This window comes from Pseudomonas sp. TSRC2-2 (assembly GCF_049897785.1).
Taxonomy (GTDB): domain Bacteria; phylum Pseudomonadota; class Gammaproteobacteria; order Pseudomonadales; family Pseudomonadaceae; genus Aquipseudomonas.
In genome coordinates, this window is the sequence record NZ_JAFCWZ010000003.1 from 466262 (window position 1) to 479976 (window position 13715).

Genomic DNA, 13715 nt, shown 5'->3' on the forward strand with positions numbered 1-13715 from the left:
CAGCCATTCTAGGGAGCGCGGAGCGCGTTAATAAGACGCAATGTGTCGTCGTTTTGCCTGATTGTTGTGCAGACTGACGATTGCAGGCTGCATACCGACCAAAAAGTGAGAGCGAGCCTGCTCGCGAAGCGGCTCAACTGGAATGCCCGGCCAATGCTCAGACCGGTTGCCCCCGATCAATCTTGCTGCTCAGAATGATCGACGTCGTGGTCTTCTCCACGCCATCGACGCTGCCAATCTGATCCAGCAACTGATCAAGCTGCTCCGGCGAATCGGTGCGCAACCACGCCACATAATCAAATTCGCCACTCACCGCACACAGCTGCTGCACCTGCGCCATCGCACTCAAGCGCCGCAGCACGTCCTTGCCGGAGCGCGGCTGCACCTTGATCCCGACGTAGGCTTGCAGCCCTCCATCGACGACACGCTGACCGAGGCGCACGCCGTAACCGGTGATCACTTTGGCCTTTTCCAGCCGGGCCAGACGCGACGTCACCGTCGTGCGAGCAATGCCTAGCTGACGGGCGAGCATGGCCACGCTTTCGCGGGCGTTGATTTGCAGCGCGGCGATCAGCTGGCGGTCGATTTCGTCGAGCGCAGCAGGGCGGGTGTCTGACAAGGGGGGCTCCATAGGGCGCGGATCTTGGAGCGAGCATGTTACAGGCTCAACCGGCCAGGCGCTTGTGGGCGATAAATCGAATGGTTTACCACCTTGGGGAGCGAAGAGGAGAAACAAAAAAGCAGCGCAATTGCGTTGCTTTATTCGATTGGATTGTCGGTTATCTGGCCATTCTGCGTAATGCCCGATCGATAAGCTCGATCTGAAAGCGGTACCGGAGGTTTACATGTTTGAGCAATACCGCCCCTATGGATAGGCCAAGTACCAAAGCAATGATCATCAATAAGGCGCTATTTCCCCAGTTTCCGCTCACAGGTCCGGTCAACAGGGTCTGACTGATCCAGGGCAAACCGCCGAATTTTTCCGCGCAAACGTAGGCCGTTCCCAGCAAAGCAAGCGCTGCAGCTTTTTCGCCAAAAAACAGGGCAACTCGGGCTTCTGCTCGATTGATTCTGAGTTCGAGCCAATATTTTGCATCTAGAAGCGCCACTTCCGTATGAGGTTGAAGTGAATCTACTAACGCATTCTCGTGTTTGACATCGGCGATCATGCTTCTCAAGGTGATGGTCTCCCATCGGAAGAGCGCGTGGATCAATGCCAGGATAGGTGTAAGCAGCGACAGCAGAGTAAATATTGTCGAGGCGAACACTAGAAGGAGAGCCAGATATTTGGCCTGTTCCGGCAGCGGAGTCTGCGGTGTATGCCAGTAGGCCATGCAGGCAGCCACGGCCATTCCGGCACCGCCAAGAGCGAGACACCAATTGGCAAACTTCTCTGCGTTCACTTCGAGCCTGCTGCGTCTCGCAGATGCCTTCAGGGGCCTGCAGGTACTCAAGTGCTCAAGAACTTTGATGGTGTCTTCGATGTGTATTTCCGGAAGTTCCTTTTCCATTACGCTCACTGCCTGCTCCATTGCAATTGATGTCGGGTATGTCCCGCATGCGCCACTCACATCCTGGTGATGGGTACGGCTGAATGGCCCACAAAACACGAAAACAAAAAAGGCCTATGCCATCAAGCACAAGCCTTTGTTTGTTTGGTGGGCCCACACGGACTCGAACCATTATGTGGTGCGTAAATATCCTGTTTAGATACTGTCCGTCCGGTCTTGTGGCCTGTAATCTCTAGAGTGAATGGGCAATTTTGGTAATCGGAAGATTCAGTGGCAACGTTTTCCAAATATCACCTCGGTGTGGCATTTGAATAAATGTCACCTCATCCCAGTTTTTAGATATCTATTGCTTCCGACAACGCAAGGCATCCGATCTTGCCCAGCAGGCGCCCTCCGGAGCGTGCTCGGAATATCCTAGTATTGTCAGGTGAGCCGCTGCCTGAAATTTCTCAGATGCAGCGGAATGGAACCCCGCACTTCATCGCCGATGTCGCCAACCATGCACCGGAATTCAAGTGGTCACAAAAAAACCGACCTTAACCAATGACTGGTAGCCAGCGGATAACTCATCTGCATGGCAGTCTGCATCCAGCTCGGTGGATCTCTGCACGGGTCTCCAAACGCTCCACGCGATCTACAAAATGATCGCGTTGGTCACAGCTACCCTGCTGGCATCGAGCATAGGCTTCTCGGATAAGCTCAGCAGGAAGCTTTGCTCTTTAGCGACCTCCCGAAGGAGACTGTCCATGGCCACGGAGAGATGCATTAAGCCGTTAAACTTGTCTTCCGTGTTAAATATAAAGCGAGATCCATCTGGCACTATCAGTCGCCTCGCTTCTTCCTTGTTGTTCCACAAGTAATCCAAATATCTTTGGGTCTCAGCTAATATCGCTAATTCATAGTAGGCGCCAACGGAGAGACTATGCATGTTGGCGTGGTACATTATTGAGGCAATATCAAAGCTGGAGATCGTTACAGTTTTTCCTTCCGCCTCGAGATCTGCCTTTATGTTTTTACATAACCTTATTGATTTGCGGAGTCCACCACCCGTAGTTTCACATCGTTCTCGTACCTTTTTGATGTGCAGGAAAGGCCAGTTTTCAATCGTGGTACTTTTATGCGAATCTAGAATAGTGACAGCGCGGTCATGTTTCTGGCCAGAGGCTTGGTAAGTGATAGTGTCATGCCAGTGGGAAGGCACGACGTCTACTGGACGTGCTAATGACCCTCCTTGCAATTTGATGGCCTTAGAGCCAGAAGTGTCAATCGTCGCAGCGGGAAACGCATCACGAAGAGCTCTACCAATTTCGCCCCTGCGAGCGGTTAACACCCCAACTGAGGTGCGTGAGGTCGGTGAGCGGTACTGACCCGATGTACTCATGTACCCACGCGCATCATAGGTATGAAAGTCAGCTTCTATTGCTAAAAGATCAACATCACTTACCCCTCGAATATGGACATTCAGTGGTACTGATCCCTGTAGCTCGAATTCAAGATTGCCGCTTGTCCTCTTAGACAACTGGTTGCTAACCCGTTCTGCGGTTTCGATGCTGATGCGGGTGTAGGTAGGATCTACCTCCTGCATAGCGCCTAAAGCAAATGTTGTATTCGGCTTGTCTTTAACCCTATGTTCCCACGCCTCTTTTGTAAGGCTTCGGTTCACGATGAAGTCCTTCGCATCCATCGCGATTACAGAGGATCTATCAAGGCCCGAGCGTCTGGAGCGCAGACGATTGATTCGTTCGTTAATTGGTGTGTTCATTTTTTCTCCTCAGCTCCATTCGCCCATAGGTGGGCCGACCGTAACCGTTAAAATAGTCACCCTGTGCGCAATCTAGTGATTTAGTAAACAAAAGGTTTGCGCTGCCAACATGTCCCCGAAGCTCAGGTTCGCCGGGATTAGGATCATTCCGGTAGTTATAAAGAAGGCGGTATCCGTCAGCTTCATCGTGAACCAACGCCGCAGTGATACTGTTGGAGCCTGATTGATGTGTCTTCAATCGCACTCTAATCTTGTCCCAAGTTTGACAAATATATACATCGGCTTGCCAAGAACGAATCGGATTTCCTTCGGTGTCCAGTGTTGCTCCAGTGCACTGCCACTCTCCCGACAGATCAGGAACTTTTAGATATTTAACTGCCCAGCGCCATTTCCAAACTGTCTTATTGAATAGAGCGTACAGCAGGGCAAAAACTATACCTGCGCCAATTAGTGACAGGGCTGTCGGTGGAAGATTTACAGGCAGGTCATACTTTTTAGCCAAATCTTCAGCTGACAGCAGCAAAAAAACCGCAATGCCGGAAATCGCGCTTGCCAGTAGTGTCAAGTACCGGCCAATCAGAGCTCGATTTACTCCGCCCAATAGGCTGTATTCATGATCGTGAATCATTAGGCGCAACCTTCATCAGACGCAACTTTGAATAGACTTAATGTCCCGGAAGCCCATTAACCTGCAGAAGATGGGCGGCAGCAAAGCCGCCCAGAGCTTCCGATGAAACTTCAAAATTACTGGGTATGGCATACTGAGGAACACGTCCGGCAACCGTTCGACTGCTGGTAGGTGTTGCGAGCCTGGCGAACAGCGGTCACACAGGTGGTGTGATAGCCAAGATCAAGGCGGTTATGGAGTGCCGGCAAATAGATGCACGTACTGGTATGCACCTCGTGGTCACCATTGGTCTGTGCATTACGGTTCACGAAATACTGAGCCATTTTTACTCACTCCGCTCTTTGTTCGATTGGGCGAGTACCGAGGCCGCTAGGGTCTTGGTGGTGGCGTTGTACTTGTTGCTGTCGAGGATATGACTGGCTTTAGTCTCCATATCGGCACCGGTTTGCTTGCCGGTCGAAGCTTGAGCCATGGCCGACCCTGCCAATTCCTTCTGGATGGCCGAGGAGCTATCACTACGCAGGATTTTGGAGGCCAAGCTGGCCACGTGAGACGAAGTTTGTTTAGGATTTTTCGGCACGATTAGGTGCTCCTGTATCTAGAAAAAATCGAGTAGGCAGGAGCAGCCCTTGAGCGGAAAGCCGAGCTGAATGGTTGACATCCAAAGTCGGTTTTTCTCTAATGCGCGTCCCACCAATGTCCGCATTGGCTCAGGGATTGGCGTGTATGTGTGCTCGGCGTCCAAACTTTGCACGCATACCCGCTGTGTTCACTGAAACCTCAGCCTCTCGCCAAAAACACAACATGTAGTGCTGTTGTAAAGATGACCTACAAGATAATGGGGTCAAAATGACATTGCAAGGCAACAACCCTGTGGATAACTTGCGTGCAAATCAGTGGTTGGATCCATTTTTCCCCTGTATGTATGGCCAGCCCTTCTAAATCGCGGGGTACGACGTTTCGCCCTTGAAATATTTTGAAATACACTCCTTTCGCATGTCCTTGTTCCCTATGGAACAGCCACCCTCAGCGTTTAAAAGTGACAATCCAGTGGCGTCATTTCTTCGTTAGATCTGGTTTGGTTTTATCCGTCAGGTGCTTTTCCCAAACTCTTTCCACGGCCAGTGGATGACGCTAAAAAACTCCACTGAAAACATTCAGCGGGGTATTGCGGGGCTATTTCCTCTGACCTATCATCACGCCAGGCGGTGATGGTCGCCTGGCGCCTGTTTCGCGAAGCAATAGCCCATCTGTGACACCCTTCAGTTTTACATCGGCATGTCCCTAACCAGACGCTGCCCGGTGAACAGGCAATCGGACACCTAAGCGTCGTAGATTTAGGAACCATTGCCATGTCTGATTTTTCCCCGCTAAACATCTTTAAATCCCAAGCTAAACAGCTTGCTCGTGATCGGGGCCTGAAGCTTTCTGTCGCTCAAGAAACCCTTGTGCAAAAAGCGGGCTTCGCTGATTACCATGAGTTTTCTGTCGTCGCCCAACGGAACCTCAAGGATCCGCGTCTGATGTTGGCCGTTTTTGGGATCAAAGACTTTTCCCAAGCGATCCATGAGGATGATGTCTACGCCAACCTGGATCTAGAATTGGAGGATCAGCTCTCCGGCGCGTTTGCGGATACCAATGCGAGTGGATTCACTATTGATGCTCTTGAAGTGGAAACCGCTGACTACAGCGACGCAACCGGGAAGCTTACTTTGGAAGTTTCCCTGACCTACCAGGGGCAGCAAGATCAGGAGAGGATGTATCACGGTGCAGCGTTCTATCTCAAAGCCACGGTCGAATTGCTACGCCGTGATGGTATATGGCTACTTGCTGACGAAGGCGTGGTCATCTCCAGCAGTGAGTCTGATGCTGATCGCGACCGTAGATCTGAATGGGAGCACTGGGCCCAAGTCGAAGAAGCTGAACGCGGCAACCGCAAAACCATGGCCCACGCCCTGGCGAATGAGCTGGAGATTTCTCTCGAAGACGCAGAGCTTCTGGCCGATTCAGAGGTCACGGCCAACGAATCGGATGAGGGCCTCGTATACAGTTACTGGATCAATTTTGAACCCGTAGCCGAGGGTAAAGTGAGAGCAGACCTCCTAGCGCGATTCGGTTCTCTGGAGTACGAGCTTGGCCCGAACTTCTTCGACGATATTGAGCACGAATTCTGAGTTAGACCAGGTGATGGCCGGCGCAAACGCTGGCCATTCAAAACGCCCTCTGCCTTATCCAGCCACTACAAAACAAGCTGCGCATGTCGACAAGAACCATGGTGCTCGTGGAGGACAGTGCGCATCGCCACTTTCCAGCTACGCTGAGGCTCCATGCCCACCGTAGATAGGGAATTCCGGCCATGCACTCCTTGAGCAAAATACACATCAAGAACTTCCGCTCGTGCAAGCAAGTGTTTTTGCCTCTGGGTGATTTCACCCCACTGGTCGGTCAGAACAACGCGGGGAAATCCACCATCCTCGACGCGATCAGATTGGTGTTAGCACCAAAAGCATTTGCGAAAACAGATGCTAATGACCCAAGCCAGCCAATCATCATCAGCGCCTGCGTGTCAGGGATTACAGAAGAGCTAATTGCACAAATCCCTGAAGCCAAACATCAAGCCGCGATTACCCCCTACTGCATCAACGGTGACCTTTGGATAAGGATTTCCGCATCAGGCTCGACTAAACCGACCACGGAAGTCTGGGAAAATGCTGGTCTTGATGAGCAAGGTCTCCCTACTTCATGGCGCTCCTATCCCACGGGCCTGCCTCAAGCCATTTCGGCATTGTTACCCGAAGCGCTGCACATCCGCGCCATGGACGATGTCCAGGAAGACTTGGGCAAAGGCAAAGCTGGGAGCACAATTCGTGGGCTGCTGGATGAGATCATGGCCCCCATCCTCACTGCTCATCAAGAGGTACAGGATGCACTCACAGCGGTCAGGAATATATTGAGAGCCGACGGTGAGAACCGATCCCCTCTACTGACTGAGTTCGATACCAGCGCCACTAATGCCCTCTCAAGCTTCTTCCCTGGTTTGCTATTGAACCTGGACGTACCGTCAATCGATGTTAAGGAGTTTTTCAAGAGCGGTGACCTAAACGTGACAGACGAGATATCCGGTCAAACCAGACGTTTCGACACCTTGGGTAGCGGTGCGCAGCGTGCGATACAGATGGCCTTGATCCGGCTTCTGGCCGATATCCGTAAAACACGCGATCAAGACCTTGCCCGTCGTCTCCTACTGATCGATGAGCCTGAGATTTTCCTCCACCCTCAAGGCGTCAGAGGCCTTAGGGAAGCACTACATGTGCTTTCGAAATCCGGCTACCAAGTAGTGTTCACAACCCATTCGCCCTTGATGGTAAGCAGGGATAACGCGCCTGAGACGGTGATTGTGCGCAGATCTCGGGAGAATGGTTCCGAGGTTCGCATTCCGATGGGCGCGGCGGTTGCGCAAGCTATGGCAGAGGCGCAAGCACAATCCCGAACCCTCTTTGAGCTCGGAAATATCGCTGAGATATATTTCGCTGAAAAGGTAATTCTCTGCGAGGGCAAGACTGATCAGAGGCTGCTACCACTAATCTATGAAAAGCTCTACGGCGTCAGGCCTGAGCTCGAACGGATCTGCTTTGTTGCTCTCGGCAGTTGTACTTCGATTCCCAAAGGCTTTTCTGTCCTGACAGCAATGGGTATCAAATGCGGTGTGATCGCTGACTTAGATTTCGCATTCACTCATGCCAGGGGGCCATGGCTGCCGAAGGAATGCGAAGAGATGGACAAGGTCAGATCTGTGCTTCAAGTCGTCGGCCAAACCGAGGGCTTCCAGATCGGTGGCAACGGCATGCCTCAGAACTCCAGAAGCGGTTCAGCAGCTGACTGCTGGGCTGCCTTTGCGAGAAATGCTGACGGCCAAGCTCTCGCTAATGATGCTCATGAAGCAATGAAAGGTTTTGCAACCTGGGTCTGGCCAATGGGGTGCATTGAGGATGCATTGAGAATTGATGAGAAGGGAGAGGCAGCCATAATCGCTCAAGAAGACAATATCCGGAGCTGGCAACCGGAGATAATTGATCAAGAGTATCCAGTTTTCCGAAGCACCCTAGATTGGATGCGAGCTATCTAATCCCGCACCTTGCAGTAATGCTTAGGCCTGGTGTCGTTTGGCTCGATGACGTGATACGTGGGCACGAATGGCACTCAGGTCTCGCAGCCACTAAGGAATGCGACAGCTTCCTCTCGATTGGTACACACGGGGGCTTGCTGCAATTATCAGCCGATTATTTGGCTGCAATTGCAATAGAGCTATCGTCATTGTGGGCTGCATCCGCCGCTCAGCGTAATGTACCCAAATACGGCCATTAAGCCTAAAAATGATGGTTAATGTGCCATATTGGGGACATTAAATATGTATCTCAGAGCAACGTACCACTAGCGCTCGATTCTAGGAGGGAAGTAGATTCTCTGATTCGCTGGCCTCATGGCAAGCCCAGCGCAAGGTAGCTATGGACATGAATTGCCTAATCGCCAGAGCTCCCCGTTCATTTCTGGCTTTCGATCCTGGCAGGGTCAGCGCTGCCTCTACTTTGGCACGACTCGCTTCGTACATTGCAAATGAGTTGAACTCAGAATCAAGCAGCACCAAGAGCACAGTATCGAAGGGTTGCCGTAGATCAATTGCACCCATACGCCCTGTAATCTTTTGCGGATTCAGGATACAGCGGCCCTTGATCTGGATTCTCGCGACGCCATCTTCCAGCGTCTCTGTAGCGTCGTAACCTGCCTGCCTTGCAGGATGTAGTGACAGGCCGAGCCTAGCAGCAGCTTCGTACTCTGCGACCTCGCCGGTCACGCCCAGCGGCTTGCCGGTCAGGCGATAGAATCTACGCGCGAGCACCTTGGCCTCTTTCAAAATCTCTAGGATTTCATCCTGGATTAATGCAGCCTGGTGAGGTTCCTGGCCATAACTGAGTTCAGTCATCTGCAAATGCCTCAAGCGCGGCGAGCAGCTTGGCAAGCTCAGCCAGCTTGGCTGCCGTCACGATGTCATATTCTCCTCGACTACTCAGCCGATATACCTCTCGAGCCTTTTTGACCCGTTCCAGTAGAGGAACAACAATGCCTGACGCTCTTTCAAGAAATTCGTTAATGTCTGCCCGTGTTTGAGGGATCTTGTAGCCTTTGGCCGCGCTTGTGATGATGACGTCCGCATCCCGAAGCTTGGCAATGCCACTGGATCGGATTCTCTGGCCGTTGACCTCTCCCAGTCCGCAATCTTTTAGATGGGCCATGATCTCCGTAGTCAGCACGTAATCCTTGGTGACGAATTCGCTCTGGAATCTCAAGAACCTCAAGATGCTTAGCTGCAGTCGCTCATCTTCATCGGGGTGGTCACCAATCCGCTCGCTAAAACGGTCGGCTTGGCGGAGAGCCTCCTGGTGTACCTGGTAGTCTGCATACCCAGATTCATCCGCCGGCGGCGGCAGAAGAGACTGGTACTTGGATGGCCACTCAAGCATTCCAAGGGTCAGGCTTCGTAGAATCTTTTTGTAGGCAAGAACTGCTTCTTCCGATGCTTTCTCTTCGTAGATCTGAGCGACTGAGCCAGCAAAAAAATCTGCAACCTGAACCAAGACGTTGTCCTTACTGGCCATCGTCTGGAAGGCATCTTTATCGCCAAATAGGTCATCGACGAACCGTTCTGAAACGTAGCTTTTGAGGCTCTCCTGAAATTCCTGGCCACCATGCTCGTCTACGATCATCTGGAGGTTTGGGTATGCGCGGAACAAACGTTCATAGAGCAACCCATTCACATATTTTATGAATGAGGTCTTGAAACGAAGGCCACCGTCTTTGCGAATTTGGGACTTATCAACGACGGTGAAATAGAGCCTGAATGGCAGATCGGCTAGCTCGTTTAGGATCCGGGCACGGCGATCTGAATCCTTGGGCTTAAGATTGCTGGATTTGATCTCGCCCGTTTGAAAATGCCGCTCGCGGAGTGCTTCAGCTTGGGCATAAGCAGCCTCCAGGTCTTTCTCTGCCACTAGAATGGAGCAGACGATGAAGAAGCTCGAGCTTCCACCCTTTGACGTATCTAGGTCGGAATTCCCGGACTCATCCACGAAGGCATATGTTCTGTCCATGAGCTTGCTCCATCAACAACGTACTGAGCGCGGCGGGTCGCCCAATGACAAGGTGGCGAACTTAGTTCGTCGCAGTGGTAGTGCCTGGAGCGGGGCCTTCGCTGAACGTGTAGTTGATGACCACGTCATTTCGGATCAAGACGTCGAGGGTCTTCTGAGTGCCCGTAGTCGTCACCTTCATGGTGACCACGTAGCTTTGGGCATGCGCTGAGCCATTGGTGTAGGTGTAGATCCACTTCTCGTCAGTCTCGCTGACTGCGCTCTTAGCGTAGGGCTCACCAAACAGCGACTTCAACTCAGTAGTCGTCGTTTTACCTTTGGTGATGCTCGCTACACTGGCCGACGGAAAGTCTCGCCCTGCGGTGTAGTGGGACGTAGCACAACCGCCAAGTGCGACACAGATCCCTATTACTGCGATGAGCTTTTTCATATCCATCCTTGATCGTAGAAAGCTCCAAATCTAGCTGGCATCGAGGCTAAAAGCCATCACCAAGGTGATCAGCTACTTTCGTGCATTCGCAGATAATGCCTTGCACATGTAGCAAGCCGAGCCAGGGCAAAGCCCCCTGAACTGCTCCGTCTGAGAAATAAGAGGTGGCGCAGAGCCTCGTTGATTTACTGCATAGCCCTGCTGCTTAAAAAAGCCTGAAGCAGTTGTTGTCAGCAAATGAAATCGAGCGATTCCCTGCTCGGCGGCTTTCGCTTCAATGACCCGAAGCACCGCGACACCGACCCCCTTCGATCTGAATGTCGACACTACGACCAGAGAACGCAACAACCCGTCCGTACCATGCGTTTCGAATCCTCCCCATGCGACCGTCTCACTGTCCAGTGTGAACTCAAAAAAGGTTCGGCCTGGAAGATCAATATCGTCTGCTGGAAGGTCAGCCAATTTCAGCGCATCACGAAAGCGCTGGGACTGCCCTCCGGCTATTTCCGTTGCCTGGATCATCATATCCCCCTCCATCCTCTCATCTCCGTTATGCCGACACGCATGGAGCGTTAGGGCACATGCCTAAATAGCAGGCATTATATTCGCTTTACCGAATATTCGCCAAAGCGTATATTCGATTTTCCATATGCGTCGAGTTCCACCATGAGCCCTGCTATCAAAGTGCTTTTCGTGTGCGTTGCCAACTCAGCCCGCTCCCTGCTTGCAGAGGCTTTGCTGCGGCACACCGACCCGCGCTTCGAGGCCTTCAGCGCAGGATCTGAACCGTCTGAGGTTGATCCGCGCACCACTCAGGCATTGGAGGCAGTTGGAGTCGATGCAACGGGCCTGCGCAGCAAGTCCCTCAGCGAGTTTCAAGCTGATCGATTCGATTACGTAATCACTCTTTGTGATAAATCCGCAAGCGAGTGCCTACCAATGCCCAATGCAGGTGAAGTCATTGCCTGGGATTTTCCTGACCCAGTAACTAGCGATGATCCTGGCGCATTTCGCCACACGCTCCACGACATCCACGAGCGCATCAAGCTCTTCGTTTTGGTCAAGACCAAACACCTGGAGGATCTATGACAGAACCCATGAACCCCACCACCTTATTCAAGTGCCTGGCGGATGACACCCGAGCAAAAATTTCGCTGCTTGTCGTGAGTGAAGGTGAGCTGTGTGTATGCGAGCTGACGGCAGCACTTGACCTGAGTCAGCCGAAGATTTCTCGTCATTTGGCGCTGCTGCGCTCCGCCGGTTTGCTGTTGGATCGTCGCCAAGGCCAATGGGTGTATTACCGACTGAATCCTGATTTGCCCGAGTGGGTGACGGCAGTTTTGAAGGAAGTGGTAGACGCCAATCAGCAATGGCTGGAAACCGAGGCTAAGCGCCTCTGCGGCATGAACGACCGTCCGATCAACCAAGCCGTGTGTAGCTGATTCACGCCCAACCGGATTAATGAAATGCTGATTGCCGTATTGATCTTTATTGCCACCATCGTCCTTGTCATCTGGCAACCCAAGGGGCTTGGGGTTGGCTGGAGTGCGATGTTCGGTGCCATCGTGGCGTTGCTGGCAGGTGTCGTTACGCTCGCAGACATACCGGAGGTATGGCGCATAGTCTGGAACGCTACCGGAACGTTCATCGCGGTCATTATCATTAGTCTGTTGCTTGATGAGGCAGGCTTTTTCAAATGGGCTGCGCTGCATGTAGCTCGGTGGGGAGGCGGGAGCACCCGCAAACTGTTCGCATTTATCGTCCTTCTAGGCGCAGCGGTGTCGGCCCTGTTCGCCAATGACGGAGCAGCATTAATCCTTACGCCCATTGTGATCGCGATGTTGCTGGCGTTGCGTTTTTCTCCTGCGTCTACTTTGGCATTCGTCATGGCAGCCGGTTTTATCGCCGACACGGCGAGCTTACCGCTGGTGGTTTCCAACCTGGTCAACATCGTTTCTGCCGACTACTTCGATATAGGCTTCAACGAATATGCCTCGATCATGGTGCCGGTAAACATCGTCAGCGTGGCGGCAACGTTAGCCATGCTGCTGTGGTTTTTCCGCAAGGATTTACCAAAGACCTATGACCTCAACCAACTGGACAATCCGGACGAGGCAATCCACGACCGGGCCACTTTTGTAGCCGGCTGGTGGGTGTTGGCACTACTCCTGATCGGCTTCTTTGTCATTGAGCCATTGGGGGTGCCGATCAGCGCCATTGCAGCGGTCTGTGCATTCATTCTTTACGTCATCGCGGCTCGTGGTCACGCCATCAACACAAGCAAGGTGCTCAAAGAGGCGCCATGGCAGGTAGTGATCTTTTCTTTGGGTATGTACCTGGTTGTTTATGGCCTGAAGAACGCCGGCCTGACCGACCACATTGCGCAGATCCTGAACGTGTTCGCCGGTTATGGCGTTTGGGGCGCGTCCCTTGGTACAGGGCTGCTAACAGCGTTGCTGTCTTCGATCATGAACAACATGCCCACTGTTCTGGTAGGCGCCTTATCCATTCATGCCGCTGAAGTCGATGGTGTAGTCCAGCAAGCGATGGTTTACGCCAACATCATCGGCTGCGATTTGGGCCCGAAGATCACCCCAATTGGGAGCTTGGCAACTCTGTTGTGGCTGCACGTGCTCGCCCGGAAAAACATAACGATCAGCTGGGGTCACTACTTCAAGACTGGGATCGTGCTGACCGTACCCATCCTCGTCGCCACATTGTCCGCCCTGGCACTGCGCCTCAGTTTCTGAATCAAGGAATCGTCTGATGAAAGTCTTGTTCATGTGCACCCACAACAGCTGCCGCAGCATTCTGTCCGAGGCGCTTTTCAACCACTTGGCGCCCGAGGGTGTAGAAGCAGTCAGCTCAGGAAGCTTTCCCAGTGGCCGGGTAAATCAACGGGCATTGCAAACGCTGGAGGCGGCGGATATCTCCACGGCGGGCTTGAGCAGCAAGGCTTCGGATGCTTTTGAAGGCTCGCCTCCCGACATCGTGATCACTGTCTGTGACCGGGCTGCGGGTGAGGCATGCCCAATCTTCTTTGGGCCAGCTTTGAAGGCGCATTGGGGTCTGGCCGACCCGTCTGACGCTAGCGGTTCGGAAGCCGAGATCACCGCAGCTTTTGAAACCACACTCGCCAAAATTCACGAGCGCGTGAGCGCATTTCTTGCGCTGCCACTGAAGACCATCAGCGCTGAACAGTTGAAAGCTGAACTGAACCGCATCGGTTCGCTTTAAA

General features: G+C 52.6%; 15 protein-coding genes. 6 read left to right on the forward strand and 9 right to left on the reverse strand.

Annotated features, from left to right (window positions below; translation table 11 throughout):
- Positions 1-157: 157 nt before the first annotated feature.
- The 5 genes from ACP7D9_RS08130 to ACP7D9_RS08150 form a co-directional block, all read right to left on the reverse strand.
- Complete coding sequence (locus ACP7D9_RS08130; RefSeq protein WP_101160908.1) at positions 158-619, reverse strand: Lrp/AsnC family transcriptional regulator; 462 nt, start codon at positions 617-619, stop codon at positions 158-160.
- Positions 620-779: 160 nt separating this feature from the next.
- Positions 780-1520 (reverse strand): hypothetical protein, encoded by a 741-nt coding sequence (locus tag ACP7D9_RS08135; RefSeq protein ID WP_313005090.1) that lies wholly within the window; start codon positions 1518-1520, stop codon positions 780-782.
- Positions 1521-2145: 625 nt separating this feature from the next.
- The gene (locus ACP7D9_RS08140; protein ID WP_426156606.1) at positions 2146-3273 is read right to left on the reverse strand and encodes a hypothetical protein; all 1128 of its coding nucleotides are present in this window, start codon (positions 3271-3273) and stop codon (positions 2146-2148) included.
- On the reverse strand, positions 3257-3901 hold the full coding sequence (locus ACP7D9_RS08145) for a hypothetical protein (RefSeq protein ID WP_426156608.1): 645 nt from the start codon (positions 3899-3901) through the stop codon (positions 3257-3259). The genes ACP7D9_RS08140 and ACP7D9_RS08145 overlap by 17 nt, the downstream gene beginning before the upstream one ends.
- A 325-nt stretch (positions 3902-4226) precedes the next feature.
- Positions 4227-4481, reverse strand: coding sequence for a hypothetical protein (locus ACP7D9_RS08150; protein WP_426156610.1), 255 nt, complete (start codon positions 4479-4481; stop codon positions 4227-4229).
- 772 nt (positions 4482-5253) lie between these two features.
- On the opposite strand from ACP7D9_RS08150, the gene ACP7D9_RS08155 reads away from it, so the two are divergent.
- A complete protein-coding gene (locus ACP7D9_RS08155) occupies positions 5254-6075 on the forward strand; it encodes a hypothetical protein (RefSeq protein ID WP_426156612.1) in 822 nt (273 codons plus the stop codon).
- 182 nt (positions 6076-6257) lie between these two features.
- A complete protein-coding gene (locus ACP7D9_RS08160) occupies positions 6258-8027 on the forward strand; it encodes an ATP-dependent nuclease (protein ID WP_426156614.1) in 1770 nt (589 codons plus the stop codon).
- A gap of 318 nt (positions 8028-8345) precedes the next feature.
- Here ACP7D9_RS08160 and ACP7D9_RS08165 read toward each other — a convergent pair whose 3' ends face one another.
- The 4 genes from ACP7D9_RS08165 to arsN2 form a co-directional block, all read right to left on the reverse strand.
- Positions 8346-8882: a hypothetical protein gene (locus ACP7D9_RS08165; protein WP_426156616.1), complete on the reverse strand. Its 537-nt coding sequence runs from the start codon at positions 8880-8882 to the stop codon at positions 8346-8348.
- Positions 8875-10047, reverse strand: a complete 1173-nt coding sequence (locus ACP7D9_RS08170; RefSeq protein ID WP_426156618.1) for a DUF3800 domain-containing protein — start codon at positions 10045-10047, stop codon at positions 8875-8877. Before ACP7D9_RS08170 ends, ACP7D9_RS08165 begins: the two co-directional genes overlap by 8 nt.
- Positions 10048-10108: 61 nt before the next feature.
- Positions 10109-10477, reverse strand: coding sequence for a hypothetical protein (locus ACP7D9_RS08175; protein WP_003395050.1), 369 nt, complete (start codon positions 10475-10477; stop codon positions 10109-10111).
- A gap of 72 nt (positions 10478-10549) precedes the next feature.
- Complete coding sequence (arsN2, locus tag ACP7D9_RS08180; RefSeq protein WP_231990189.1) at positions 10550-11002, reverse strand: arsenic resistance N-acetyltransferase ArsN2; 453 nt, start codon at positions 11000-11002, stop codon at positions 10550-10552.
- 141 nt (positions 11003-11143) lie between these two features.
- Here arsN2 and ACP7D9_RS08185 point away from each other — a divergent pair, with 141 nt between their 5' ends.
- The 4 genes from ACP7D9_RS08185 to ACP7D9_RS08200 are packed head-to-tail and all read left to right on the forward strand — an operon-like array spanning position 11144 to position 13714.
- Positions 11144-11566 (forward strand): arsenate reductase ArsC, encoded by a 423-nt coding sequence (locus ACP7D9_RS08185; protein ID WP_093097704.1) that lies wholly within the window; start codon positions 11144-11146, stop codon positions 11564-11566.
- Complete coding sequence (locus ACP7D9_RS08190) at positions 11563-11919, forward strand: metalloregulator ArsR/SmtB family transcription factor (RefSeq protein WP_074848706.1); 357 nt, start codon at positions 11563-11565, stop codon at positions 11917-11919. Before ACP7D9_RS08185 ends, ACP7D9_RS08190 begins: the two co-directional genes overlap by 4 nt.
- A gap of 24 nt (positions 11920-11943) precedes the next feature.
- Complete coding sequence (locus tag ACP7D9_RS08195; RefSeq protein ID WP_426156621.1) at positions 11944-13227, forward strand: arsenic transporter; 1284 nt, start codon at positions 11944-11946, stop codon at positions 13225-13227.
- Between the two features lie 16 nt (positions 13228-13243).
- A complete protein-coding gene (locus ACP7D9_RS08200) occupies positions 13244-13714 on the forward strand; it encodes an arsenate reductase ArsC (protein ID WP_093097709.1) in 471 nt (156 codons plus the stop codon).
- The last annotated feature ends 1 nt before the right edge of the window (position 13715 follow it).